The following is a 24,344-nucleotide window of genomic DNA, read 5'->3' on the forward strand; positions in this document are numbered from 1 at the left end:
CCTTCAACGAGGACTGTTCATGCCACCCCATTTCATCAAATCAATCTTTATCCTGGCCGTGCTAGTGATCGCCACCATGGCGGCCGCACCCACCCCGCCATCGCTGGACGCGCGGCTCGCCCACCATGTGGGTCGGGTCGCCACGGTCGAACACAACACCGGCAAACCAGCCGCGCTCGAAGACGCCGCCACCCATATCGAAACCACCCTCGCCGCGCTGGGCTACAACGTCAGGCGCCAGCAATACGGCTATCACGGCCATACGGTGCGCAACCTTGAAGTGTCCCTCATCAACAGTGCCGGGCGCAAGGCGCCGGACCGCATCTTCATCATCGGTGCGCATTACGACTCGGCGCCCGGCGCGCCTGGCGCCAACGACAATGGCAGCGGCAGCGGCACGGCCGCCGTGCTCGAACTGGCGCGCATGCTCAAGGGCATCCACCTCAGCCAGGGCACGGAATTGAAGTTCGTATTTTTCGTCAACGAGGAACCTCCCTACTTTGGCGGCCGCGGCATGGGCAGCTGGCAGCACGCCAGCGATTTACGCGCGCGCGGCCAGCCGGTGGCGGCGGCGCTGATTTTGGAAACCATCGGCTATTATTCGCAGGCCGGGGGCAGCCAGCGCTATCCGCCGGGACTGGAAAATCGCTACCCAAACACGGGCAATTTTATTGCTTTTGTGGGGACGCAAGCGTCGTCGGAACTGGTGCGCAAGGCCTTGGCCGCGTTCAAGGCCGCGTCCCCATTCCCGGCCGAGGGGTTGGCGGCGGCATCGTATGTAGAGGGCGTGACGTGGTCCGACCATACCTCCTATAACCGCCATGGCTACCCGGCCATCATGATCACCGACACGGCCTTCCTGCGCTATCCCTACTATCACACGGCCGACGACACGCCCGACAAGCTCGATTACCCGAGCATGGCGCGGGTGGTGGAAGGGTTGGCGAAAGTGATCGAGGGGATTGCGGCGCCGGTGCGCATGTGACAGGTGTTGATATCATTGGGCTGTCCGACACCGCAAGCAAAGCTTCCCCTACAGCGCGCGAACCAAGCTTCCCCTTCATCGCGCGAACAAAGCTCCGGCTACATCGTCCTCGCGCGGGGACCCATGGAACCGTTGCTCTGTTGAACCGTTCCTTGGGTCTCCGCATGCGCGAGGACGATGTGCTGCTGCTGCACCGTCGCCCCTTCTGCAAGCCGCGTACGGGAGGGCGATGTGAAAGGTTCGTCAGCCATTGCCCGCAAGTTCAACAACTACTCGCTTAAAAACATTTGCTGCAAATCGTTCAAAAAGCGCAACCCCAATTCGGTTGGCCGGATCATTCGGTGGTCCCGGTACAGCAAGCCTTTCGCCTCGGCCTCATTAAGCGTCTTGTCGACTGCATTGATGCCCATTCCCGTACGCTCGCCAAACAGATTGGGCGAAAATCCGCCCGTCAGGCGCAGCGTATTGAGCATGAATTCAAAGCCCATGTCGTCGCGCCCGATCTCATGCTCCTCCTGCACCGGATTGCCCGCGCGCGCCGCCTCCATGTAGGCCTTTGGCTGCTTGAACCGCGCCTGGCGCAACACCCTGTGCGGAAATGAAATTTTGGAATGCGCCCCGGCGCCAATGCCCAGGTAGTCACCGAATTCCCAATAATTCAGGTTGTGCCGCGCGCGCCGTCCGGGCTGCGCATACGCCGATACCTCATACTGCTCGAAGCCGGCCACGCGGGTTTCGCTGGCGATCATGTCCTGCATGTCCGCACTGGCGTCGTCGTCCGGCAAGGACGGCGGATACTTGGCAAACAGTGTATTGGGCTCCATCGTCAAGTGGTAGAGCGACAAGTGCGGCGGCGCGAACGACAAAGCCGTCTCCAGGTCTTGCTTGGCTTCGCCCAGCGTTTGCGACGGCAGCGCATACATCAAGTCCAGGTTGAAATTGTCGAAGTTGGCGTGCGCAATCTCGACGGCGCGCCGCGCTTCATTGTCGTCGTGAATGCGTCCCAACGCCATCAAGTGGCGCGGGTTAAAACTCTGAATGCCGATTGACAGGCGATTGATGCCGCTGGCGCGAAAGGACTTGAATTTTTCAGCCTCAAAGGTTCCGGGATTGGCTTCCATCGTCACTTCGCACGCGCCGTCGAGCGGCAGTAAGGTGCGCACATCCGACATCAACCGGTCCAGTCCCTTGGCCGACATCAAGCTGGGCGTGCCTCCCCCAATAAAGATCGTGTAAATCTTGCGGCCCCAGATCAGCGGCAGCGACTGCTCCAAATCGAGCCGCACGGCGTCCAGGTATTCCTCTTCGGGAAACGCGCCCTTCGCTTCGTGCGAATTGAAGTCGCAATACGGGCACTTGCGCACGCACCATGGAAAATGAATGTACAGCGACAGCGGCGGCAGCGCCGACAGGTTCAGCGCGCCCGGCTGCAGGTACTGCAAGGCACTGGCGGCTGGCGAACGCGGTGCCGGCTGGGGCTCCCCGCTGATGACTTTGATGGGAATCATTTCAGCTTTTCAACAAGTGCGCGCAAGGCTTGGCCGCGGTGCGACAAGGCATTTTTTTCCGCCGGCGACAATTGCGCCACACACTTGCCCAGCGACGGAATGAAAAAATGCGGATCGTAGCCGAAGCCATTCGTTCCCCGCGCCAGCGGCGTAATTTCACCGTCCCAGCGGCCGTCCGCGATCACCGGCTGCGGGTCGTCCGCGTGGCGCACATAGACCAGCACGCAATAGTAATAAGCCGACTTGTCGGCATGCACCTCAAGATCGGCAATGACCTTGGCATTGTTGCGCGCGTCGGACTTGGGCTCGCCGGCGAAGCGCGCCGACCAGACGCCAGGTTTACCGCCGAAGGCATTGACGCACACGCCGCTATCGTCGGCCAGCGCCGGCAGGCCCGTCAAGCGCGACGCATGGCGCGCCTTTTCCAGCGCGTTCTCGACAAAGGTGGCAAACGGCTCGTCCGCTTCAGGCACGTCGAACTCGCCTTGCGGATGCAGGGTAAAGCCGATAGGGCTGAGAAGTTCGCTGAATTCCTTCAGTTTTCCCGCATTGTTGGAAGCGAGGATCAGGCGTTGGGTCATGTGGCGTTCTCTGGTGGCGATAAGGCAGCCGACATTTTAAGCCCTAACGGGCGCCGGCCAGCGATAAACCAGGCAAGGCATTGTCTGGATGTATGTTCGTAACGCGCCCTGCGGCCCGGGAAGCAGGCGCACCGGCATCCGAAAAATCAGTATCATCTGTGGATGAACAGTCCTTTGCCCACCCCGCCGCCACCGATTTTTTCCGCGCACTCCCCATTCGAGGATGCATTTGTTTATTACGGCATGTGCGACGCTTCCGCCGCGGCGGCGCTTGGCACCGATCTCTTCGTCGTGGCCAATGACGAGCGCAACGAACTCCTGGTTTACCGGCGCGGCGTGGCCCGCCCCGTGGCCGAAGTCGATCTCTCCCCGTTCCTGGGCACTAAAAAAGATCAGGAATCGGACCTCGAAGGCGCAGCGACAATTGGCGAGCGCATCTACTGGATTTCGTCGCACGGGCGCAACAAAAAAGGCAATCACCAGGAAGGCAGGCACCGGTTCTTTGCCACGCAATTGCGCAACGGCGTCGTGGTACCGATGGGACAGCCCTACGCCGGCTTGCTGGCCGACCTGGTCGCCGCGCCCCATCTGCAGCGCTATGCGTTTGCCCAGGCTTCTGGCCTTTCGCCGGAAGCGGACAGTGCGTTCAACATCGAAGGCCTGGCCGCCACCTTGCAAGGAGGCGTACTGATTGGCCTGCGCAATCCCGCTCCGCGCGGCATGGCGCTGATCATCCCGCTGCTCAATCCAGCGCAGATCATCGACGGCGCAGCAGCCGTGTTCGGCGAAGCGATCGAACTGGACCTGGACGGCCTGGCCATTCGCAGCATTGATCTGGTGGCGGACACCTACGTCATCGTGGCCGGCGCCCCGGCAGACCGGGGCCGTTTTGCGCTTTACCGCTGGTCGGGCGACGCAAGCGACCAGCCTGTTGCAGTGGCGCACGCCGACTTCGCCACGCTGCGCCCCGAAGCCATATTCGCCATTCCCGGCACCAGTTCGCTGCAGATCCTGAGCGACGACGGCGGCAAGCACGTCAAGGACACGCCGCAGCGCGATCAAGCATTCAAAAGCGTGACGCTCACCCTCTGATTCGCCCCTTTTGCACCACCCTATGGCGCAGGACTGGTGGCTTGCTCGCCGGCGAAACGGGGAGCAAATGCTTCCAGTTCCACCCTGGTCGCGTTGGTCATGAATAAGACCGCGTGATAGTTGCCAACCAGGGCAATCAGTTCCAAAATCTGCGCTGAAGAATAATGCTCAGCCAATTGATCCCATAGCCCATCCGAGATCGTTGACGTGTCATGCAGCTCGTCCACGGCCAGTAGCAACAGCGCTTCGTGCGCCGGCAAGCCGCTGCCCGCCGGCGCGTTCGCCAGCGTTGCCGCCACGTCGGCCGGGCTCAACGCCGCGGCTTTAGAGAACAAGGCAACATGCACGCCCTATTCATATTCCGATCCGCAGCGGGCGCATGTTCTAAGGATGACCAGCTCGCGAGTGCGTTGATCAATGGAACCCTTGTCCAGCAGATTGCCCGCGAACATGCGTTGCAACACGCGCGGATTGTTTGCCTGCGTACGAAACAACTTGAGCGGCTCCAGGCCAGGCGGCAAGTAGCGGGCGAACGTGTCGGCGATGGCAGCTTCAAAGGGTGCGTCGAGCGGGGCGATTCTGGCGGCGGCCATGGGATTCTCCTGTAGGGATACGACTGATATAATCAGAAATGCTACGAATAGTGTAGCACGACGCTACGCAATATGTAGCAACAGGAGAATTGATGAGTGTTCCAAAACCAGGCCAACCGGTACGCGGCTCCCACACCGGGCGTCCCATCATGGCCTTGCTGGACCTGCTGGGACGGCGCTGGGCAATGCGCATCATTTGGGAGTTGCGCGGCGCTCCGCTGACGTTTCGACAATTGCGCGAACGCTGCGACGCGATGTCGCCCACGGTCCTCAACCAGCGCCTGCACGAATTGCGCGACACCAGCATCGTTGAAACGGCAGCGTCGGGCGGATATTCCCTGAGCCCGGCCGGGGTGAGCTTGCTGCAGGCAATGATGCCTTTACTGAAATGGTCGGAAGACTGGCAGCAGATGCTTGGCGAAACTGGGAATGAGAACGCCGTGACAGAAGAGCAGTCGCGGGCTTGACGATCATCGTTCCAAGGTCAACTCGCCGCTAACATCGCAAGCAGATTCTGCAGTCGGACCACCTCAAAGGGCCCAGACGGGGTGAAGTCTCGTATCGGAAGGGTCGACGGCATCGATCCGTACCTTGGAAATTATTGGGTTAGCGCAGGCCCCGTATACTGCAACACCAAGCCTTTCGGCCCGATCGCCCACCCGGCTGTCGGCGAAGCAAATCCAACCGTGTTGACTGCGGTAAGATCGAGCACTTTCCAGCTCTTGCCGCCATCGCGCGAAAAACCCGATCCGGCCAACCCGGCCGCCACGAAGCTGTTGGGCGCGCCCGGCACGGGCATCACGACCGACATGAAGCCTTCCGGCAAGATCGCCGCCGGCGCCCATGTCGTGCCACCATCCTCGGTGCGCACGCCGTTCAGCGTTGCCAGCTTCGTTTCCTTGTAATCGCCGCCCACGGCCATGCCGGTGCGCGGATTTAGAAAGCCCAGCGAGAACACACCCTTGGTCGGCGCACCAGCCGGAATCGCTACTGTCGCGGCCTGCCACGTCGCGCCGCGGTCGGACGAATGGAACACGCGCGATGTCTTCGCCCCGCCGCTGCCGATCCACACGTCGCCTTTGCCGGCGACCGTCAGGCAGGTGCCGCTGGCGGCAAACGCGCCCTCGGCTTCCAATGCTTCCAGGCCGCTGCCGCGTACTTCGTTCCAGTTTGCACCGCCGTCGGCTGTGACGAGCACCTGGAACTTGCCTTTGACCGGATCGCCGAACAGAATGCCATTGTTCGCATCCCAGAAACTCATCGCATCCCAGAAGCCTTCGGCATACTGGTTCGTTGCCTGCAAGTGCCATGAGGCGCCGCCGTCCGAGGTGCGGTAGATGCGCGAGGCGTCGCCGGGGCCGGCACTCATGATGACCGCGTTCTTCTCGTCGAACGCGTGGAGGTCGCGGAAATCAAGTTTCTCTGCATTGGCGACATTGATCACTTGCCAGCGCACGCCATCGACGGTGCGCAGCACCGTGCCTTGCGTACCGCTGGCCCACGCCACTTTGTCGCTGACGACCGACAGGCCACGCAACGAGGCTGTGGTGCCACTGGCTTGCTGGCGCCACGCCGTTTGCGCCGCAGCACTGCCGCACAGCAGCGACATGATGAACAAGGAGATGATCGACTGACGCATCGTGGTTCGCTTCCAAAAGTTGGCGCCGGGAAAGGCCGCGCCAGCACGGCCCCGCAATAGCAGTGGCCTGTTGCAAAAGTGAAGAAAATTGTTTTGGCTACTAAGCAATATCAGGGAATCAAAACCCGCAAATTCCCCATGATCTGCTTGAACAATGCTGCCGCGGCGTCATTGCCCGGCTCACACACCAGCGTGAAATTGAATATCTTGCGCGATGTAACGTAGCCGAGGTAAAGATACACTTGCTTGTCCGGCAATTGCGCGCTGAGATGCATTTCCAGGGCGCCGCCGCCGGAGAAGGCCTTGATACTGCGGTTCAGTACCGTGACACCGGTACTAACTTTGGTCAGCGCCGCGTGCCGACTGTCGAGGCAGTGTTCGGCAAGGGCTGGCGCCTTCGCTTCGGCAATCTCATACAGATCGGCACTGACGGTAATCGTCGCCTTGTCCTGCTCCGAGTGAAAATTGCAGGCATTCTTTTCGGACGTGGGCGCTTGCAGCCAGTGAGCCGGTAAATTTAGCCGGAATTCGCTGTAGGCATGCTCAACAAGCGCGGCATCCGCTTTCGGCTGCGGCGGCTCTGGCGGCAAGGAAAAAGAATAGGGAAATTTCAAGGCAGCCTTCCGAGGTAGTGGAGTACGGTTGCGCTTAAATACCCAGCGCCTGCTTCTGCAACTTGATAATGTCCGCGATGCCACCCTGCGCCAAATCGAGCAAGCGGTTCATGCCGGCGCGATCGAATGCCGCGCCTTCGGCCGTTCCCTGTACTTCAATAAAATGGCCGGCATCGGTCATCACCACATTCATGTCGGTGTCGCAGCCCGAGTCTTCGATGTAATCGAGGTCCAGCACCGGCATGCCCTGATACACGCCCACTGAAATGGCGGCCACAAAACTGTTGACCGGCACCGCGCCGATCGCGCCCTTGTGCACCAGTTGATGGAAGGCGTCATAGGCTGCCACCATCGCCCCGGTAATGGACGCGGTGCGCGTGCCGCCATCTGCCTGCAGCACGTCGCAGTCGATCTGCAAGGTACGCTCGCCAAAGGCATTCAAATCAAACGCGGCGCGCAGCGAGCGGCCGATCAGGCGCTGGATTTCCTGCGTGCGGCCCGACTGCTTGCCGCGCGCCGCCTCGCGGTCCATGCGGGTGTGCGTGGAACGCGGCAGCATGCCGTATTCGGCCGTCATCCAGCCCTGCCCTTTGCCCTTTAAAAAGCCCGGCACCTTGTCCTCGATGCTGGCCGTGCAAATGACCTTGGTGTCGCCGCATTCAATCAGCACCGAACCCTCGGCATGCTTGGTGTACTGGCGCGTGATGCGCATTGCGCGCAACTGGTCAACCGCGCGCCCGCTCGGGCGTGTAACAAACGTCATGGAAAGCCTTATTTAATTATTTAATAATCTGGGAGGATTTTTCGATCGCGCCGCGAATCTCGGCAATCGCTTTTTCAATTTCGTCGTCATTGAAGGCGTCCACTTCGCTCGGGTTTTCCGGTTCGGTATTGGCCTGGATGGTGGTGCTGACCAGGTTATCGGGCAGCATCATGGTCGAGATCACGGTGGCCATGCCGTCGGCACTCGAGACCGCCGTTTCCACTTCCGGCGAGCCTTGCCACATGATTGCCAGCGCGGTCGCGTTATCGCCCTTGTCGCCGGCAATCGCGGTGGCGGTCGCGATCATGTCGGGAATGGCGCGCACGATGGTCTGGGTCGACAGGCGGTGCACCAGGTCTTCGTCCGACAGCATCGACCATAGCCCGTCCGAGCACAGCATCAGCACGTCGCCCGACTGCAGGCTCGCGGGGCGCGCGATATCGACCTTGGGCAGCGACGAGGCGCCGATGCAGTTGTACAGCTTGTTGCGGTCCGGATGGCTGGAGCGCTCCGACGGGTCGGCCATGCCTTTGTCGATCAGGTGCTCGATGTGCGAATGGTCGCGCGTGCGGCCCAGGATCTGGCCGCGCCGCAGCCAGTACAGGCGCGAGTCGCCGCAATGGGCCCAGGTGGCGATATTGTGCTGGATCAGGCACGCCACCGCCGTGGTGCGCGGCGTGTCGGGTAAATTGTTGGCGGCGCGGTAGCGGTGAATTTCGTGGTGCGCTTCCATGAACGCTTCTTCGAGAAAGCGCTCCGGCTTTTTGACATACGGCGTCGCGTTTTTCTGGAACAGGTTCGACATCGCCTGCATGAAAATCGAGGCCGCCACTTCGCCGCGCAAATGGCCGCCCATGCCGTCGGCCAGCACCAGCAAGAGCGCGTCGCGCGTAAAGCTGTAGCCCATGCGGTCCTGGTTGACCTTGCGCCCGCCGATCTGGCTTTCCTGATATACGGAAAATTGCATTATATTGACTCTCTCATCAGGTGTTTCTATCGTCAGGCGTTTTGCGCCCCATGCCCATGCGGTCAATCAGGCCGCGCCAGCCGCCAAGCACCTTGTCCGTGGCGCTCGCATCGGCCGCTTTTGGCACGCGCGGCATCGCCAGTTCCTTTTGCAGCGAAAACAAGCTTTGCGGACGCGCCAGCGGATCGAGTTCCAGGCACCATTTCACCATCTTGATCAGCTCGGGCGAATAGTTCGCTTCCAGCTTCAGGTAGTAACCCGGCATCTTGTCTTCGATCTTGCGCTGGTCGGCCGCCTGCGGGGGCGACGCGGCCATGCAGGCGAACATCGAAGCGCCGATACTGTAAATATCGGACCAAGGTCCCAGTGCCGCCGTTTTGGAATACAGGTCGGGCGGCGCAAAACCGGGTGTATACATGGGCGTGAGCTTGGGCACGTCGGCATTGAAGGTCTGGCGCGCGGCGCCAAAATCGAGCACGATCGGGGTGCCATCGGTACGCAAATAAATGTTGGCCGGCTTTAAATCGAGATGCAGCAGCTTGTTGGTGTGCACTTCGCGCAAGCCCGCGCACACGCCAATAAAGATCTGGCGGATGAACGCTTCATTGAGCCGGCTGCCCTTGGCGCCCAGGCGCGCGATTTGCTCCTGCAGCGAATGGCCTGATTCATATGCCATCACCATGTAGACCGTTTCGTTGCCACGGAAGAAATTTAGTACGCGTACCACGTTCGGGTGCGAAATGCGGGCCAGCGCCCTGCCCTCTTCAAAAAAGCACTTCAAGCCAATCCGGAACACCGCCAGATTAGGCTTGGAAATGACGGGCACGAGTTCGCCCGGCTGCCGCAACGCCAGGGCGCTGGGAAGGTATTCCTTGATCGCGACAGCATTCCCGTCGACGTCATAAGCGAGATATACAATACTGAACCCACCGGACGCAATTTTCTTTACAATGCGATATCCGGCAATTTCAAGCCCATCGGGCAATGGAGCGTTATTTTGTGCAGCCATAGGGTTCCTTGCTTAACACGGCGATTGTGTGGATAAAACTGTGCTTTGTAAAGCTAAGATAAAAGTGCAAACGATAAATACCGGGGACTCCATTGAGCATTTCTAGCATGACAGGTTACGCGGTTGCCACGAGCGAAGGCGCGGCTGGCACCCTTACGATCGAAATCAAGAGCGTCAACTCGCGCTTTCTCGATCTGCAGTTTCGCATTAATGATGAGCTGCGCGCCCTGGAGCCCGATCTGCGCGCGGCCATTATGGCCGCAATCACGCGCGGCAAGGTCGAAGCGCGCCTGAGTTTCGGGCGCAAGGTGGCCGGTGCGTCGCAGGTGCTCAACGCGGGCCTGCTGGTCGACCTGGCGCGCCTGCAGGCCGAGGTGACCAAGCACTTTGTTTCGGCTCCCACCATGACGGTGGCCGAACTGCTGCGCTGGCCCGGCGTCATTGAGGAAGCGCAAGTGGGCCAGGAGTCGCTGCAGGCCGACGTTGCCGCCTTGACCATCAAGACCATAGCCGCCTTTGTCGACAGCCGCCGCCGCGAAGGCGCCGCGCTCGAAACGATGCTCGTCTCGCGCATCGATGCGATGGACGTCATCGTCAAGCGCATCACGCCGCTCATTCCGCAAGTCATTTCGCAATTCCAGCAAAAAGCCATCGAACGCATGCAAGACGCGCTCGGACTGGCCGGGCACGGCACGCCGTCGACCTTGACGCGTCAGGAAGCGTTCGAAAGGATCCGCCAGGAAGTCACGCTGTACGGCATCCGGATCGACGTTTCCGAGGAATTGTCGCGCCTGACGGCGCATTTGACCGAAACGCGGCATATCCTCAAAAAAGGCGGCCAGGTTGGCAAAAGGCTCGATTTCATGATGCAGGAATTGAACCGGGAAGCCAACACCCTGGGCGCCAAGGCCTCCGTCAAGGAACTGGCCGATGCGTCGATGGAACTGAAACTGCTCATCGAGCAGATGCGCGAACAGGTGCAAAACCTGGAGTAGCGCGGTGCAGGCAAGCCGGTCGCGTTGACGCATCGGCTTGCTCGCAGCTATCTGCCGCCCGGCAGCGCCTTCCAGCTTCTCTGGTGCGGCCAAGCAACAGTCAATCTTTCCGTCCCGCCGATACCACCCATTCAAAAGTTTCATTTAAGACATTGTCACGTGTTAGTATCGCAATGCTTATAAAGCAATCTTAGGCGAATGGCATGTTTTACAGTCGTCTACACGAACCTTGAAGAATGGAAGATACGAATGAACGGATTTAAATTAGCAGGTCTCACGGCCGCCATGCTGCTGACCTCGCAGCTCGCGCTGGCCGACAACCTGTCGCTGCGCCTGAACTATGCGCAAGGCAAGACCGGTGTAGCATTTCAGGCCACCCACGTCGAAACCGGTCACTTTGCCATCACGCCCAAGCGCGAACACATTGCCGGCCCCAGCTGGCGCCTGGTGAGCCGCAACAGCAAAGGCGTGATCGTCTATGAAACCGAGATCGCCAACAACCTGACTTTCCACGCGGAAGGCTTCGACCCGAAAACCGGACAGATCGCCGCCGCCCGGACCGTTCAGCTCAATGCGGGTGTGCTGGAAGTGTCCATCCCTTACGGTACCGATGTCGCCAGTATCGAAGTGCTGCCCTCGAACAAGGATCTGGCCGCCTTGGCAAAAGGTGCAAGCGCGCCCGCCGCGCTGGCCAAGTTCGACCGCAATGCGATCAATGGCGTCAAGCTCAAAACGAAGGCCGAGCGACTCAATATGCTGGCCGCTACTGCCGCCGCCGGGGGCACGCCGACCGTCGCCACCATTGTCGACAGCGGGCCGCCGGCACAGCGCATGGATATCGTGCTGCTCGCCGAAGGCTATACGGCCGCCGAGATGGGCAAGTGGCAAATGGATGCGAACCGGATTGCGACAGGCATGCTGAACGATCCAGTGTTCAACAATGCGCGCGCCGGCATCAGCATTCGCCGGGTCGACGTGGCCAGCGTCGAATCAGGCGCCGACGAGCCGGACAAGGGTATCTACCGCAGCACGGCCTTTGACGCCACCTACAACTGCGGCGGCGTAGAGCGCTCGATTTGCCTCGACGATAGCAAGGTGCTTGGCGCGGTCAGTTCCGTGCTCGCGCCCGATGCGCGCGACTTCATCGTCATCGTCGTCAACTCGACGCGCTATGGCGGCGCGGCCACGATGGGCGTTTCCGCGCGCGTGGCCTCGGACAGCGGCTCGGAGATCGACATGGCCTTGCATGAAATGGGCCATTCGGCATTTTTGCTGGCCGACGAATATGACCTTGGCAACTGCGCCGCCGGCGAACCGGCGGAGCCGGACGTGACACGCAATTTGTCGCGCACCCAAGCCAAATGGGGCAGCAAGATTGCCGGCAGCACGCCCGTCCCCACCCCGATTAACGCGCTGCCGAACGGCACGGTCGGGATGTTTGTTGGCGGCAAATACTGCACAACTGGCATCTATCGCCCGACGGAAAACTCGAAAATGCGCACGCTGGGCCTTCCTTGGCACGCGGTCAACGAAGCCGTACTGAACTCGGTCATCAACAAGTACTATACGGCTTGCCCTAGCCAGTTTTATACCCGCGCGATCGACCCCACTTACGGCGACTCGTGCAGACTGAACGATACCCACGACGGCACCAGCTGTGCTTTCCAGCCGTGGGACACGGCATCGAACCTGCAGGCGGCCGGCTGGACGATTCTCGGCAACACGTGCAAGACCTTCGCGGGTGGCCGCCTGACAACTGTCAGCCTGTTCGTGAAACCAAGGCCGTAATCGGCAGCAAGGCCCGCCGCGATACTTTTTTGCGGCGGGCCGATATAAAAGATCATATTAGACACAGCGTGGGTGCTCCCGGATACTCGTTTGCACGGCCAACCGCGGCCGCAACCGACCGGAGCATGCCATGCACCCACGCCCTACCCGTCGCGGTCACCCCATCAAGGCTGTTTTCTCCATCGGCGTCGCAGCAGCGCTTTTCCTGAGCGCGCCCGCCCAGGCAGCCTCAACGACCTTCATCAACCCGGTCGGGCCGGCCACGCGTTCATCGGCCGACCCGCACGTGGTGCGCCATAGCGACGGAATCTATTACTTCGTTTCCACGTCGCCAGGCTGGGACAAGCTGGAAATTGCCAAGTCCCCAACGCTTTCCGGCATTGGCGTGAGCACGCCCAGGACGGTGTTCGTCAAATCAGGGGCGTGCAGCGGCGCCAGCTGTACCTCCAAGGACTTGTGGGCGCCGGAACTGCACTTCATTGACGGCGCCTGGTATCTGTATTTTTCGGCCGCCGGCAGCGATGACCAGCACCGCGTCTTCGTCATGAAAAACACCAGCGCCGACCCGACCACGGGCAGTTTTGGCGCGCCCGTCAAAGTCGCCGACAGCGACGACAGCTGGGCAATCGACCAGACGGTGGCCCGCATCAACGGCCAGCTCTACATGGCCTGGTCCGATATTTCGGGCGGCGGACCGCAACGCATCAAGATCGCCAAAATGAGCAGTCCGAGCACACTCATTGGCCGCGGCGCGATCATCGCGACACCGACGTACACATGGGAAACCTTGGGCGCGCCCGTCAATGAAGCGCCGCAATTCATCGTCCACAACAGCAAGGTGCATATGACGTTCTCGGCCAGCGGCTGCTGGACCGACGACTACAAGCTTGGCTTGCTAAGCGCCAACCTGACGGCCGACCTGACGCTGGCCGGCAACTGGAGCAAGGCTGCCGCGCCAATCCTGCAAAAGGGCAATGGCGCTTTCGGTCCCGGCCATAACGGCTTTGCCAAGTCGCCCGACGGCAGCGAAGACTGGATCGTCTACCACGCCAATCCGGCCAGTGGCCAGGGCTGCGGCAATGGGCGCACGACCCGCATCCAGAAAATTACCTGGAATGGCGACACGCCGGTGATCGGCGCACCCGTCGCAGCCGGCCTTCCGCTCGGCCGTCCGGCCGGCGAAGGCAGCGGCACCATCTGGTACCGCATCCGCAACCAGGCCAGCGGCAAGGTCATGAGCATCGACCGCGCCGGCCCCGCGCAAGGCGCTGCGATATGGCAATGGACCAACGTGAACAATACCGACCAGCAATGGTCGCTTGACCCGGCCGGCGCCGGGTACGTCAAGCTGACGTCGCGCTTCAACGGCCAGGTAGCCGATGTTTACAACTTCAGCACCGCGCCAGGCGTGCAGCTCAAGTCCTATCCCGACATTGGCAGCACCAATCAGCACTGGCTCCTGGTTCCCGGCGCAAGCCAGCATGTTGGCGTGCGCAACCGCAACGGTGGACTGATGCTCGACAATCGGGACGGCAACCTGGCCGACGGCGGCATCGTCCAGCAATGGACCGATAACGGCCTGGCGCCGCAGCGCTGGCTGTTCGAGCGCATCAATTAGGGTGATGAAGGGGGCCATCAAGCTGTCGCGGCAGCATCAGATTTTGGTAGAATGCCCTATCGCATGGGCCTTCGCCAGAAAGAAAATATGCCACTTACCCCCGCCTTCGCCGGCAGCCTGTTCATCGTCGCCGCCCCGTCCGGCGCCGGCAAGTCCACCCTGGTCAACGCCTTGCTGGCGCAGGAACCGGGCATCGGCTTGTCCATTTCCACCACCACGCGCTCCCCGCGTCCTGGGGAAACGGACGGCGTGCAATACCACTTCACCACCGCCGACGACTTTGTCGCGCGCTCAGGCCGCGGCGAATTTCTGGAATGGGCCGAAGTTTTCGGCAACTACTACGGCACTTCGCGCGTCATCATCGAACAGGAAATGACGGCTGGCACCGATATCCTGTTGGAAATCGACTGGCAAGGCGCCCGCCAGGTCAAAAAGCAATTTCCCCAGGCGGTAGGCATCTTTATTTTGCCGCCATCGATTGCCGCTTTGTCCGAGCGCCTGCACAAGCGCGGCCAGGATGAGGAAAACGTGATCGAGCGCCGTCTGCTGGCCGCCGGGGGTGAGATCTCTCACGCTCCGGAGTTCGACTATGTTATTATCAATGAAGAGTTCAACGTCGCCTTGTCGGAGATGAGCGCGATTGTCAGAGCGTCACGCAGCCGGGTTGCCCAACAGGCTGCGCGCAACGCCTCGCTATTTGCCCAACTGGGTATCCATGCGCAACAACCGTGACGTCTCACACCATTGTTTAATTAGGAGTAAAGATGGCCCGCATTACAATTGAAGATTGCTTGAAAAGTATCCCTAACCGCTTTCAACTGACCCTGGCCGCGACTTATCGCGCTCGTCAGTTGCTGCAGGGTCACACGCCAAAGGTTGACGCAAAAGACAAGCCAACCGTCGTTGCACTGCGCGAAATCGCAGCGGGCAAAGTCGGTATCGAGATGCTCAAAAAGGTCCCGATGTAATTGTTGTAGCCTGTTTCAGAGTGTTCACCCGTAATTCTGGTAGGCTTTAAGTATGAACCTTACTCCGGATACGACACTCCCAGGCACGCCCAAGACCCGCGCATCGCGCGTCGGGTCCAAGCAGGAACCTGTCCCGCCCGCCCCTGTGCCGGGCGTGGCATCGGTTACCTTGCTGTCAGCCAAGCTGGCCGAGTATCTCACTCCCTCCGAACTGAAAAAGGTCAAGGAAGCGTATCGTTTTTCCGACGAGATGCATCTGGGCCAGGTCCGCAAGTCGGGCGAACCGTATATTTCCCATCCCATCGCCGTGGCCGAAATTTGTGCCGACTGGAAGCTTGACGCCCAGGCCATCATGGCCGCGCTGCTGCACGATGTGATGGAAGACCAGGATGTCAAAAAAGATGAGCTGACCGAGCGCTTCGGCTCGCCCGTCGCCACCCTCGTCGACGGCCTGTCCAAGCTGGAAAAAATCGAATTTCAGAGCCTGATCGAAGCGCAGGCCGAAAACTTTCGCAAAATGCTGCTGGCCATGGCGTCGGACGTGCGCGTCATCCTCATCAAGCTGGCCGACCGCCTGCACAATATGCGCACGCTCGACCATATGCCGGCGTCCAAAAAGCGCCGCATTGCTTCCGAGACCATGGAAGTGTATGTGCCCATTGCGCACCGCCTGGGCTTGAACAATATTTACCGCGAGCTGCAAGACCTCGCGTTTTCGCACCTGTATCCGGTGCGCTATCGCACCCTAGCCAAGGCGGTCAAGGCGGCGCGCGGCAACCGGCGCGAAGTGGTCAAGAAAATCCTCGAATCGGTCAAGAACACGCTGCAAGTGGCCGAGCTGCAGGCCGAAGTGTACGGCCGCGAAAAGACCCTGTACGGCATTTACAAAAAAATGCGCAGCAAGCGCCTGTCGTTTTCGCAGGTGCTCGACGTGTACGGCTTTCGGGTCGTGGTCGACAGCTTCGCCAATTGTTACGTTGCGCTGGGCACGCTGCACGGGTTGTACAAGCCGATGCCGGGCAAGTTCAAGGATTACATCGCCATTCGCAAGCTAAATGGCTATCAGTCGCTGCACACCACCCTGATCGGCCCCTACGGCACGCCGGTCGAATTCCAGATCCGTACCCAGGAAATGCACCGCACCGCCGAATCGGGCGTGGCCGCGCACTGGCTGTATAAAAACGGCGACTCCAATCTGTCGGACTTGCAGCAGCGCACCCACGCCTGGCTGCAGTCGCTGCTCGACATCCAGCAGCAGACGGGCGACTCGGCCGAGTTTCTCGAGCACGTCAAGGTCGACCTGTTCCCCGACTCCGTGTACGTGTTCACGCCCAAGTCCAAGATCATTGCCCTGCCGCGCGGCGCCACCGCGCTCGACTTTGCCTACACCATCCACACCGGCATTGGCGACCATACCGTCTCGGTCAAGATCAACCACGAAGCAGCATCGCTGCGCACTGAACTGCGCAACGGCGACATCGTGGAAATCGTCACCGATCCAGGCTCGCGGCCAAGCCCGACCTGGCTGGCCTTTGTCCGCACCGGCAAGGCCCGTTCGGCGATTCGGCATCACCTGCGCACCATTAACCTGAACGAATCGGTGGAACTGGGCCAGGAGCTGCTGTCGCAGGCGCTCACCGCGCTCAGCATCCGTCCGGACCTGCCTGAGAGTACGATTGAAAAGCTGCTCAACGAATCGTCGGCCAAGTCGATGGACGAACTGTACGCGGACATCGGCATCGGCAAGCGCATGGCAGCGCTGGTGGCGCGCCACATTTTTGGGCTGATCGACGACGATCTGGCGGCCATGCCGTCCAGCTTGCACCAGACGCCGGGCGAACTCGATCCCGTGACGATCTACGGCAGCGAAGGCGTCTCGGTACAGCTGGCGCCATGCTGCCTGCCCATTCCCGGCGACCAGGTCACCGGTCAGCTGCGCCGCGACCAGGGGTTGATCGTGCACACGGGCGACTGCAGCAGCGCCAAGCGCGTGCGCAGCAAGGAGCCTGACCGCTGGATTCCCGTCCAGTGGGGCACGGAACTCAATCGGCGCTTCGATTGCCGCATCCGGTTGCTGATCAACAATGAAAAAGGCATTCTGGCGCGCGTGGCGGCCGAGATTGGCGAGTCGGACGCGAACATTTCCTACGTGGGCATGGACGAGGATGAAGAACACGTGATGACGCAGTTGCGCTTTACGATCCAGGTGAAGGACCGGGTGCACCTGGCGCACCTGATCCGCAACCTGCGCGGCGTGACGGGCGTGACGCGCGTCGAGCGCGAGCGGAACTAGACTCGCAACACTGCCCCCCCGTCGTCCTCGCGCACGCGGGGACCCATAGAACCGACGAGTCATGTGCTCCTTGAATCAATTGGTTACTGTAACTAATTAATTTGAAAGGAGCGATGGGCATCCGTTCCATGGGTCCCCGCGTTCGCGAGGACGATGTTGGGAAGGGCCGCTGCTGCGTAGTTGCCCCGCTAAAATGCGGAACTGAGCGTCACCCGAAATGAACGCGATTCCACCGGATGGAAATGTACGCCTTCGCTGGCGAGCGCCTCGCCCCTCAGGCGCGACGCATAAAAATAATCGACCGCCGAATCGCGCCGGTTGCCCAGGTTGAACCCTTCCAGCTCAATTTTCGTGTGCGCGCTGAGGCGGTAGCCGATGCGCCCATTGATGGTCGATGTCGCGTTCGAGCGCACGGTGTTGTCCTCGATGAGCGGTCGCGGCCCGAAATAGCGCCACTGCAGCGCGCCGTACCACGGCCCAACATGGTCGAGCGCCAGCGCCAGCGACGCCACGCCCTCCACCGCGCCCGGAATGCGCTCGCCCGCAAGGTCGCGATCGGCAAAGCGCGCCCGCGCAAAAGCCACGTCCGCGTCCACCGTCACGTACTTGTTCGGCTTGTAGTAATTGGAGAATTCAAACCCGGTGCGCCGGCTCGGCCGCCCCGCGTCGGTGGTGCCCGCGTCACCCACGAACACCAGCTCGGAATCGAAGTCCAGCCGGTACAGCGACAGCGAACTTTGCAGCCCTTTGATAAACTCGCTGCGCACGCCCAGCTCCATGCCGACCGCCTTCACCAGCGGCGTCACGCGCTCAACCGCGGCGCCGCTTTTTGGGTCGATCGCGATGGTGGTGCCGCGTGCGTCGTTGCTGTGAAAGCCATTGCCCGCATTCACATACAACTCGGTCCTGGCCCACGGCCCGAAGATCAGGCTGAGCACAGGGCTGGCGCGCGTCGCGCTGCTGCGGCCCGAATTGGCCGCCAGGTCGCTCTCGACGTCAAAACGATAGTGGTCCAGGCGCACGCCGGCCACCGAGCGCAGCTTCGGCGTCCAGCGCGTCGTTAGCTCGCCAAACAGCGCGCCGCTGGTCTCGACGATATGGTCTTCGCGCGTGGTGGCGCGGCGCGTGCGGGCAGTGGTGTCGTACAAGCCGTTATGGATATTGTCGTTCTGGAGCTGGATGCCGACCCGGTAGTTGTCCCAGCGGTGCTCGGCATTGAACGCGGCGGTCACGCGCCGGTCCGGCTGGCTGAACTGGTCGCCGTTGATCGGGTCATCCAAAAAATACGTGAAATTCGAAAACAGGTCGAGCCGGTTGGCGATCAGGTATGCGTTGACCTTGGTCGCGCCGGCATCCGAATCGGCGCGCCAGTTGCCAGATATGCTGTAGCGCTGCGAGGCGCCGCCATCGGTGCCGTCGACCGCGTCGAAGCGCCCCAGCCTGCCATCGTCCACGGCCCGTGCGGGAATCTGGTCGGTCGCCTGCCAGCGCGCCTTGTACGCCATGGCCGTCACGTTAAAGCCGTTGGCGGCGCTGCCTTCGCTGTAGCGCAGCACGCCGTTGACCTTGTTGAAGTCGTCCCCGCGCGTAAACGGGCCATCGTTGTGGAACACTTCCAGCGCGTACAGCAGGTTGCCCTTGCCAACGGCCGGCGAGTGCGCCAGCAGCGCGCGCCGAAAGCCGTTCTGCCCCAGGCCCAGGGTGGCAATGCCGTGGTCGAGCACTTCAGCGTAGCGCACCGCCAGCGCGCCGGCGGCGGCAAAGTCGCCCTCGTCGGCGTGGTACGGTCCCTTGCGGTAATCCAGCCGGTCGGTCAGTTCGGGAATCAGGAAATTGAGGTCGCTCCAGCCTTGGCCGTGGGCGTGGCTGCGCTGGTTGACCAGCATGCCGTCCACGGTGGTGCGCAAGTCGGTGCCGTGATCGAGGTTAAACCCGCGCAGATAAAACTGGTTGGCCTTGCCTTCGCCGCTATGCTGGCTGACGATCAGGCCGGGCGCCGCTTCCAGCAGTTCGGCCGGCCGGTAGACGGTGCGCGCCTCGAGCTGCGCCTGCGTCACCACGCCGCTGTTGGCCGAATCGGCCACCCCGATCTGGCTGGTGCGCGAGGCGGTGATGACCACCCGGCCGGTACCGGCGTCGGGGTCGCCTTCGGCCGCCCCGGCGCGCGTAGCGCACAGCAGCAAGACAGCGGCAAAAACAGCGGTAAAAGCAGGGTCGCAGCGCAGGTTTGGCGTCATGGAGCGAATAGTGGTCAGTGGGGCAGCAAGGATTATTGCCCCCATGACCAGTTATTCGCAAGCTAAGCGCGTTTGGATTCAACCGCGTGGCTGCTCACCTTGTGGTGCATGCGCCGCAGCCCCAGCCAGACGGCCATCACCAGCACCGGAATCATGATGCCGGTAACCACATCCGGATTGACCGGCACGCCGGCCGCCTTGAGCGCCTTGCCCGCGTAGCTGACCAGGCCAATCGAATAATACGAAATGGCCACCACCGACAAGCCCTCGACCGCCTGCTGCAAGCGCAGCTGCTGGGCGGCGCGGGTATTGAGCGACTCCAGGATGCGCCGGTTTTGCTGCTCCTGCACGATGCCCACGCGCGTGCGCAGCAAGTCGTTGGTGCGCCCGATGCGCTCGGCCAGCGCCTCCTGGCGCCGCACCATCGACTCGCAGGTGTTCATCGCCGGGGCCAGGCGCCGGTCCATGAATTCGCGGATCGTCGGCACCCCGGGAATGCGCGTCTCGCGCAGCTCGTCGATGCGCGCCTGCACCAGCCGGTAATACGCTTTGGAGGCGGCGAAGCGATAGCTGTTTTCCATCGCCAACTTTTCCATGCGCGCCGCCAGCGCCGTGATCTTTTGCAGCAGGTGGCTCTCGTCATCCTCGCCGTGCGCAGCGTTGGGCGCGTCCACCCGGTCCGACATGTCCAGCGACAGGCGCGCCAGCTCGGTTTCAATGCCGTTCAAGACGGGCGCGGCCTGCTGCGCGCGCGGCAGGCCAAGCAGCGCCATCATGCGATAGGTTTCCACTTCCAGCACCCGCTGCACCAGCCGCCCCGCCTGCTGGTACTGCATGCCCGTGTCCTGCACCACCACGCGCCCAAAGCCGTCCGGCGCGATTGCAAAATCGGTCCACACCTTGGCGAAATTCTGGCTCTCGCTGCCCACCAGCAAGTTGCCGCCGAACTGCTGGCGCATCTCGGTCAGCGTGGCGCTCATGTGCTGCATGACCACATGGGTGGCCGCCATCAAGGTGCCGTCGAGCGAGTGCAGCCATTTTTCGGGCACATGGCGCAGCGCCACCTGGTCGAACAAGTGCTCGATGGCGGCGGCGCGCTCGCGCTGCTCGGCAAAGGTATAGGTGGCAAACTCGGTGTGCGACTCCCACTGCAGCCGGAACGGGCCAAAATCGTGGAAAAAATACTTGGCGTCGCGATGCGGGCTGGCCACGCCAAAATACTGGCACAGGGCAGCGAGCAGCTCGTGCTGAAAAGTGCCGTGGTCCGCGTCCACGCCCCGGTCCTCGCGGCTGTAGACGGCCAGATGGGTCAGCGTTTCAGGGCCCATCAGGCGCAGCGAAGGGCGCGAATGCACCTCCGCGGCCAGGGGAATGCGCAAATGGTGATTCAGGCTGCTGTGGGCAATGGACATCGGGCGACTCGCTAGCTATGGGAATTCTTATTCTTCGGGGGGCGCCGGGTACGTCACGCTGAGCACTTCGAGCTCTTCGGGCCCGAGCGGCGTTTGCAGCGTGACCAGGTCGCCTTCCCTGGCTTTGGTCAGCGCGCGCGCCACCGGCGACACCCAGCTGATCTTGCCCTTGAGCGGATCGAGCTCGTCGATGCCGACGATGGTCACGGCATGCTCGTCGCCCACCGCATTGCGGTAGGTGACGGTCGCGCCGAAGAAAATCTGGTCCGTGCCATGGTGCACAGTCGGATCAACCACGGCGGCCGCATCCATGCGCTTGGTCAGGAAGCGGATGCGCCCGTCGATCTGGCGCAGGCGCCGCTTGCCGTAAATGTAGTCGCCGTTTTCGGAGCGGTCGCCGTTGGACGCGGCCCAGTGCACGACCTTGACGATCTCGGGGCGCTCCACGTCGATCAGGTGCAGCAGCTCGTCCTTGATGCGCTGGTAGCCGGCCGGCGTGATGTAGTTTTTCGCGCCGGCGGGAATGGCTTGCGCCAGCGCGAGCGCTTCCTCGTCTTCGTCGCCGTCCGCTTCTTTGACAAATGCTTTGTTCATGCGCCTTATTGTAACGACGCACGGGCATCCTGTCCGGGTGATACCGAAATGCCCCATATTGATGTTTTCACGTATCATGTTTTTAGAATGAAACGACCCTACCGCCTGCGCAAGCTGATCTTCGCGCCGCTGATTTACCTGGCGGCGCTGGTGCTGTTGATTGAGGAGTGGTTCTGGGACATGGGCACGCGCCTGTTTCGCTTAATTGCCGCCTGGCCGCCGGTCGCCTCGCTCGAAGAGCGGATCCGCGCGCTGCGTCCCTATCCAGCGCTATGTCTGTTTGCACTGCCGGCGCTGCTGCTGTTTCCGATCAAGATACTGGCGCTGGTGGCCATTGCCAGCGGCCATGCGGTGGGCGGCGTGTGCGCGATCATCGTCGCCAAGCTGGGCGGCGCCGCCGCGGTGGCGCGGCTGTATGTGCTGACCCGTCCCAAGCTGCTCACGCTGGCGTGGTTCGCGCGCTGGCACGACGCGTTCATTGTCCTCAAGGACCGCTGGATCGGGCGTTTAAAGGACACCATTGCGTTTCGGCGCACCAGCATGGCGCTGGCCCGGATGCGCCGCCTGTGCCGCGAGCTGATGGCGCGCATCCGCTTGAAAATGAAGCGTGGGCGGCACCGCAGCCACCCGTCGCGCGTGCTGCGGCGCCTGATGGCGATGTGGCGCACCAAACGCGGCCCGTAGGGCGCAAAAGCGCAGCGCAGTGCGCCCTGTTCAGCGTCGCGTTGACGCATGCATTGGCGCAATGCGCTGCGCTTTTGCGCCCTACGTGTGGCCCGCTTGCGCAATTTTCCCGCGATTTTCCCGCGACAGCGCCGCGCTTGATGGCGACGTGGATGCGCTCCCGGCTCGCGCGTTTTTCCCGTATGATTCCACGATGAATCCCGCGCCTCCCAATATCGCCGACCTGATGCAGGCCTTCGTCAGCAATACGCCGGGACTGGTGTATCAGTTCATCCTGCATGCCGACGGCAATGTCGAGTTTCCCTACCTGAGCGAAGGCTGCGCGGCCCTGCTGGGCCTGCCCGCGTCGGCATTGCAGGCCGCGCCCGGGCGCTTTCTGGAACTGATCGTGCCTGACGATCGCCGCGGCTATCTCGACGCCATGCACGCTTCGGCCACGGCGCTGTCCGGCTGGAACTGGGAAGGACGCATCTGGATCGACGAATACCAGGACCAGAAGTGGATCAACCTGCGCTCGACCCCGCGCATCCTGCCGCAACCGCCCGGCAGCGTGCACTGGGAAGGCATCATGACCAACATCACCTCCAGCAAGCTCGAGCAGCTCGAAGTGACGCGCTCGCGCGCCCGCCTGGCCGAACTGACCGCACACATCGAACAGGTGAAGGAACAGGAACGCACCCGCATCGCCCGCGAAATCCACGATGACCTGGGCGGCAACCTGACCGCCATCAAAATGGCGCTGATGATGCTGACCCAGCGCCTGCCCGCCGACCCGCAGTTGATCGAGCGCGCCGAATATGTCGACGCGCTGGTGGACCGCAGCATCGAGGCGGTGCACCGCATCTCGCTCGACCTGCGCCCGTCGATGCTCGACTTTGGCCTGGTCGCCGCGCTCGAGTGGCAAAGCCGCGAATTCGAAAAGCAGAACGGCATCTCGTGCGCGTTCAGCTCCAGCGAAAAGGAAATTGACCTCTCGCTCGACCACGCTACCGCGCTGTTTCGAATTTTCCAGGAAGCGCTGACCAATATCGCCAAGCACGCCAAAGCGAGCCAGGTAGTGGTGCGCCTGCAGCGCATGCGCCACCAGGTCTCGCTCACGATCGCCGACAATGGCGTGGGCATCGGCCAGGCCGACCGCATCAAGCCGGGTTCGTTCGGCCTGCGCGGCATGAACGAGCGCGCCCGGGCGCTGGGCGGGACGATGACGCTTGGTGCCGCCCCCGGCGGCGGCTCGGTGGTGACCATCAAAGTCAAGCTGACTTCGCCAAGACCGGTGATAATGGATCCCCCCTATGATCACACTGCGAGCAAAACGCAACAATGACTGACAAAGCGACCATCCGCGTCTTCATCGCCGACGACCACGCCATCGTGCGCGAGGGCCTCAAGCAAATTCTGGCCGAGTCGCCCGACATCGTCCTGGCCGGCGAAGCGGAAAACGGCGTGGACGCCATCAAGCTGTTTCGCAAATCCAAATGCCATGTGATGCTGCTCGACATTTCCATGCCCGACCGCAGCGGCATCGACGTGCTCAAGCAAGTGAAAAAAGAAAACCCGGAAATCGCCGTGCTGATGCTCTCGATGCACCGCGAAGACCAGTACGCGATCCGCTCGCTCAAGGCGGGCGCCTCCGGCTACCTGACCAAGCAGAGCGCCCCCAAGGAACTGGTGACGGCCATCCGCCAGGTTGCCACGGGCCAGAAATACGTCAGCGCGGCACTGGCCCAGGAACTGGCCAAGGCAATTGGCGCCGACCATGAAACGGCGCTGCACGACACGCTGTCGGACCGCGAATACCAGACGCTGACGATGATCGCTTCCGGCAAGACCGTGAGCGCCATTGCCGAGGAACTGTCGCTGTCGGTCAAGACCATCAGCGAATACCGCGCCCGTCTCCTGGTCAAGATGAAACTCAAAAATAGCGCGGAGCTGACCCACTACGCGATCAAGAACCAGCTGATCGAATGAACCGGCGCGCCCTCGCCCGCGATCTAAATTATGCAG

Annotated in this window: 24 protein-coding genes; 12 read left to right on the top strand and 12 right to left on the bottom strand. The window is 61.7% G+C overall.

Annotation, left to right across the window (positions count from 1 at the left end):
- Positions 1 to 19 precede the first annotated feature (19 nt).
- Positions 20 to 985, top strand: a complete 966-nt coding sequence (locus tag ACP7BV_RS13960) for a M28 family peptidase (RefSeq protein WP_426104592.1) — start codon at positions 20 to 22, stop codon at positions 983 to 985.
- Between the two features lie 269 nt (positions 986 to 1,254).
- On the opposite strand, the gene hemW is transcribed toward ACP7BV_RS13960, so the two are convergent.
- Together hemW and rdgB are read right to left on the bottom strand one after the other, a co-directional pair.
- Positions 1,255 to 2,493 (bottom strand): radical SAM family heme chaperone HemW, encoded by a 1,239-nt coding sequence (gene hemW / locus ACP7BV_RS13965; RefSeq protein ID WP_426104594.1) that lies wholly within the window; start codon positions 2,491 to 2,493, stop codon positions 1,255 to 1,257.
- Positions 2,490 to 3,074 carry an RdgB/HAM1 family non-canonical purine NTP pyrophosphatase gene (gene rdgB, locus ACP7BV_RS13970; protein WP_426104596.1) on the bottom strand — a complete coding sequence of 195 codons (585 nt, stop codon included), beginning with the start codon at positions 3,072 to 3,074 and terminating at the stop codon, positions 2,490 to 2,492. The genes hemW and rdgB overlap by 4 nt, the downstream gene beginning before the upstream one ends.
- A gap of 243 nt (positions 3,075 to 3,317) precedes the next feature.
- Between rdgB and ACP7BV_RS13975 the strand changes: the two genes are divergently transcribed.
- Complete coding sequence (locus ACP7BV_RS13975) at positions 3,318 to 4,166, top strand: DUF3616 domain-containing protein (protein WP_426104597.1); 849 nt, start codon at positions 3,318 to 3,320, stop codon at positions 4,164 to 4,166.
- A 20-nt stretch (positions 4,167 to 4,186) separates the two neighbouring features.
- Here the strand turns inward: ACP7BV_RS13975 and ACP7BV_RS13980 are convergent, their stop codons facing one another.
- Both ACP7BV_RS13980 and ACP7BV_RS13985 read right to left on the bottom strand, forming a co-directional pair.
- Entirely contained in the window at positions 4,187 to 4,513 is a 327-nt protein-coding gene (locus ACP7BV_RS13980; protein ID WP_426104599.1) for a hypothetical protein, read from the bottom strand.
- 3 nt (positions 4,514 to 4,516) lie between these two features.
- On the bottom strand, positions 4,517 to 4,759 hold the full coding sequence (locus ACP7BV_RS13985) for a hypothetical protein (RefSeq protein ID WP_426104600.1): 243 nt from the start codon (positions 4,757 to 4,759) through the stop codon (positions 4,517 to 4,519).
- A gap of 92 nt (positions 4,760 to 4,851) precedes the next feature.
- On the opposite strand from ACP7BV_RS13985, the gene ACP7BV_RS13990 reads away from it, so the two are divergent.
- A complete protein-coding gene (locus ACP7BV_RS13990; protein ID WP_426104601.1) occupies positions 4,852 to 5,226 on the top strand; it encodes a winged helix-turn-helix transcriptional regulator in 375 nt (124 codons plus the stop codon).
- A 131-nt stretch (positions 5,227 to 5,357) separates the two neighbouring features.
- Here the strand turns inward: ACP7BV_RS13990 and ACP7BV_RS13995 are convergent, their stop codons facing one another.
- The 5 genes from ACP7BV_RS13995 to ACP7BV_RS14015 all read right to left on the bottom strand — a co-directional run bounded on the left by ACP7BV_RS13995 (position 5,358) and on the right by ACP7BV_RS14015 (position 9,751).
- Positions 5,358 to 6,398, bottom strand: a complete 1,041-nt coding sequence (locus ACP7BV_RS13995) for a hypothetical protein (RefSeq protein ID WP_426104602.1) — start codon at positions 6,396 to 6,398, stop codon at positions 5,358 to 5,360.
- 110 nt (positions 6,399 to 6,508) lie between these two features.
- Positions 6,509 to 7,096, bottom strand: a complete 588-nt coding sequence (locus ACP7BV_RS14000; protein WP_426104604.1) for a hypothetical protein — start codon at positions 7,094 to 7,096, stop codon at positions 6,509 to 6,511.
- Complete coding sequence (gene rph, locus ACP7BV_RS14005; RefSeq protein WP_426104605.1) at positions 7,047 to 7,775, bottom strand: ribonuclease PH; 729 nt, start codon at positions 7,773 to 7,775, stop codon at positions 7,047 to 7,049. The genes ACP7BV_RS14000 and rph overlap by 50 nt, the downstream gene beginning before the upstream one ends.
- 16 nt (positions 7,776 to 7,791) lie before the next feature.
- A complete protein-coding gene (locus tag ACP7BV_RS14010) occupies positions 7,792 to 8,742 on the bottom strand; it encodes a PP2C family protein-serine/threonine phosphatase (RefSeq protein WP_426104606.1) in 951 nt (316 codons plus the stop codon).
- Between the two features lie 16 nt (positions 8,743 to 8,758).
- On the bottom strand, positions 8,759 to 9,751 hold the full coding sequence (locus tag ACP7BV_RS14015) for a serine/threonine protein kinase (protein WP_426104607.1): 993 nt from the start codon (positions 9,749 to 9,751) through the stop codon (positions 8,759 to 8,761).
- A 107-nt stretch (positions 9,752 to 9,858) separates the two neighbouring features.
- Between ACP7BV_RS14015 and ACP7BV_RS14020 the strand changes: the two genes are divergently transcribed.
- From ACP7BV_RS14020 to ACP7BV_RS14045, 6 genes are all read left to right on the top strand, one after another.
- Entirely contained in the window at positions 9,859 to 10,746 is an 888-nt protein-coding gene (locus tag ACP7BV_RS14020; protein WP_426104608.1) for a YicC/YloC family endoribonuclease, read from the top strand.
- A gap of 249 nt (positions 10,747 to 10,995) precedes the next feature.
- Positions 10,996 to 12,534, top strand: a complete 1,539-nt coding sequence (locus ACP7BV_RS14025; RefSeq protein ID WP_426104609.1) for a M64 family metallopeptidase — start codon at positions 10,996 to 10,998, stop codon at positions 12,532 to 12,534.
- A gap of 130 nt (positions 12,535 to 12,664) precedes the next feature.
- Positions 12,665 to 14,152: a family 43 glycosylhydrolase gene (locus ACP7BV_RS14030; protein WP_426104610.1), complete on the top strand. Its 1,488-nt coding sequence runs from the start codon at positions 12,665 to 12,667 to the stop codon at positions 14,150 to 14,152.
- An 87-nt stretch (positions 14,153 to 14,239) separates the two neighbouring features.
- On the top strand, positions 14,240 to 14,884 hold the full coding sequence (gmk, locus tag ACP7BV_RS14035) for a guanylate kinase (protein WP_426104612.1): 645 nt from the start codon (positions 14,240 to 14,242) through the stop codon (positions 14,882 to 14,884).
- Between the two features lie 32 nt (positions 14,885 to 14,916).
- The gene (rpoZ, locus tag ACP7BV_RS14040; RefSeq protein WP_295997292.1) at positions 14,917 to 15,120 is read left to right on the top strand and encodes a DNA-directed RNA polymerase subunit omega; all 204 of its coding nucleotides are present in this window, start codon (positions 14,917 to 14,919) and stop codon (positions 15,118 to 15,120) included.
- 52 nt (positions 15,121 to 15,172) lie between these two features.
- Positions 15,173 to 17,413 (top strand): RelA/SpoT family protein, encoded by a 2,241-nt coding sequence (locus ACP7BV_RS14045; protein WP_426104614.1) that lies wholly within the window; start codon positions 15,173 to 15,175, stop codon positions 17,411 to 17,413.
- A gap of 188 nt (positions 17,414 to 17,601) precedes the next feature.
- Here ACP7BV_RS14045 and ACP7BV_RS14050 read toward each other — a convergent pair whose 3' ends face one another.
- From ACP7BV_RS14050 to greB, 3 genes are all read right to left on the bottom strand, one after another.
- A complete protein-coding gene (locus ACP7BV_RS14050; RefSeq protein ID WP_426104616.1) occupies positions 17,602 to 19,650 on the bottom strand; it encodes a TonB-dependent receptor in 2,049 nt (682 codons plus the stop codon).
- Positions 19,651 to 19,712: 62 nt separating this feature from the next.
- Positions 19,713 to 21,062: a DUF3422 family protein gene (locus ACP7BV_RS14055; protein ID WP_426104618.1), complete on the bottom strand. Its 1,350-nt coding sequence runs from the start codon at positions 21,060 to 21,062 to the stop codon at positions 19,713 to 19,715.
- 27 nt (positions 21,063 to 21,089) lie between these two features.
- Positions 21,090 to 21,656 (bottom strand): transcription elongation factor GreB, encoded by a 567-nt coding sequence (gene greB, locus ACP7BV_RS14060; protein WP_426104620.1) that lies wholly within the window; start codon positions 21,654 to 21,656, stop codon positions 21,090 to 21,092.
- A gap of 87 nt (positions 21,657 to 21,743) precedes the next feature.
- Between greB and ACP7BV_RS14065 the strand changes: the two genes are divergently transcribed.
- The 3 genes from ACP7BV_RS14065 (at position 21,744) to ACP7BV_RS14075 (ending at position 24,308) form a co-directional block, all read left to right on the top strand.
- Entirely contained in the window at positions 21,744 to 22,340 is a 597-nt protein-coding gene (locus tag ACP7BV_RS14065; RefSeq protein ID WP_426104622.1) for a hypothetical protein, read from the top strand.
- A gap of 193 nt (positions 22,341 to 22,533) precedes the next feature.
- A complete protein-coding gene (locus ACP7BV_RS14070; RefSeq protein ID WP_426104624.1) occupies positions 22,534 to 23,664 on the top strand; it encodes an ATP-binding protein in 1,131 nt (376 codons plus the stop codon).
- Positions 23,661 to 24,308 (top strand): response regulator, encoded by a 648-nt coding sequence (locus ACP7BV_RS14075; protein WP_426104626.1) that lies wholly within the window; start codon positions 23,661 to 23,663, stop codon positions 24,306 to 24,308. The genes ACP7BV_RS14070 and ACP7BV_RS14075 overlap by 4 nt, the downstream gene beginning before the upstream one ends.
- The last annotated feature ends 36 nt before the right edge of the window (positions 24,309 to 24,344 follow it).

The sequence above is a fragment of the Massilia sp. TSP1-1-2 genome (genome assembly GCF_049896185.1).
In the GTDB taxonomy this organism is placed as follows: Bacteria; Pseudomonadota; Gammaproteobacteria; order Burkholderiales; family Burkholderiaceae_D; genus Telluria_A.

Bases quoted from the DNA above. Each gene is read 5' to 3' on its own strand.
- ACP7BV_RS13960 (WP_426104592.1), top strand. From the start codon at position 20: ATGCCACCCCATTTCATCAAATCAATCTTTATCCTGGCCGTGCTAGTG.
- hemW (WP_426104594.1), bottom strand. From the start codon at position 2,493: ATGATTCCCATCAAAGTCATCAGCGGGGAGCCCCAGCCGGCACCGCGT.
- rdgB (WP_426104596.1), bottom strand. From the start codon at position 3,074: ATGACCCAACGCCTGATCCTCGCTTCCAACAATGCGGGAAAACTGAAG.
- ACP7BV_RS13975 (WP_426104597.1), top strand. From the start codon at position 3,318: ATGTGCGACGCTTCCGCCGCGGCGGCGCTTGGCACCGATCTCTTCGTC.
- ACP7BV_RS13985 (WP_426104600.1), bottom strand. From the start codon at position 4,759: ATGGCCGCCGCCAGAATCGCCCCGCTCGACGCACCCTTTGAAGCTGCC.
- ACP7BV_RS13990 (WP_426104601.1), top strand. From the start codon at position 4,852: ATGAGTGTTCCAAAACCAGGCCAACCGGTACGCGGCTCCCACACCGGG.
- ACP7BV_RS13995 (WP_426104602.1), bottom strand. From the start codon at position 6,398: ATGCGTCAGTCGATCATCTCCTTGTTCATCATGTCGCTGCTGTGCGGC.
- rph (WP_426104605.1), bottom strand. From the start codon at position 7,775: ATGACGTTTGTTACACGCCCGAGCGGGCGCGCGGTTGACCAGTTGCGC.
- ACP7BV_RS14010 (WP_426104606.1), bottom strand. From the start codon at position 8,742: ATGCAATTTTCCGTATATCAGGAAAGCCAGATCGGCGGGCGCAAGGTC.
- ACP7BV_RS14015 (WP_426104607.1), bottom strand. From the start codon at position 9,751: ATGGCTGCACAAAATAACGCTCCATTGCCCGATGGGCTTGAAATTGCC.
- ACP7BV_RS14020 (WP_426104608.1), top strand. From the start codon at position 9,859: ATGACAGGTTACGCGGTTGCCACGAGCGAAGGCGCGGCTGGCACCCTT.
- ACP7BV_RS14025 (WP_426104609.1), top strand. From the start codon at position 10,996: ATGAACGGATTTAAATTAGCAGGTCTCACGGCCGCCATGCTGCTGACC.
- ACP7BV_RS14030 (WP_426104610.1), top strand. From the start codon at position 12,665: ATGCACCCACGCCCTACCCGTCGCGGTCACCCCATCAAGGCTGTTTTC.
- gmk (WP_426104612.1), top strand. From the start codon at position 14,240: ATGCCACTTACCCCCGCCTTCGCCGGCAGCCTGTTCATCGTCGCCGCC.
- rpoZ (WP_295997292.1), top strand. From the start codon at position 14,917: ATGGCCCGCATTACAATTGAAGATTGCTTGAAAAGTATCCCTAACCGC.
- ACP7BV_RS14045 (WP_426104614.1), top strand. From the start codon at position 15,173: ATGAACCTTACTCCGGATACGACACTCCCAGGCACGCCCAAGACCCGC.
- ACP7BV_RS14050 (WP_426104616.1), bottom strand. From the start codon at position 19,650: ATGACGCCAAACCTGCGCTGCGACCCTGCTTTTACCGCTGTTTTTGCC.
- ACP7BV_RS14055 (WP_426104618.1), bottom strand. From the start codon at position 21,062: ATGTCCATTGCCCACAGCAGCCTGAATCACCATTTGCGCATTCCCCTG.
- greB (WP_426104620.1), bottom strand. From the start codon at position 21,656: ATGAACAAAGCATTTGTCAAAGAAGCGGACGGCGACGAAGACGAGGAA.
- ACP7BV_RS14065 (WP_426104622.1), top strand. From the start codon at position 21,744: ATGAAACGACCCTACCGCCTGCGCAAGCTGATCTTCGCGCCGCTGATT.
- ACP7BV_RS14070 (WP_426104624.1), top strand. From the start codon at position 22,534: ATGAATCCCGCGCCTCCCAATATCGCCGACCTGATGCAGGCCTTCGTC.
- ACP7BV_RS14075 (WP_426104626.1), top strand. From the start codon at position 23,661: ATGACTGACAAAGCGACCATCCGCGTCTTCATCGCCGACGACCACGCC.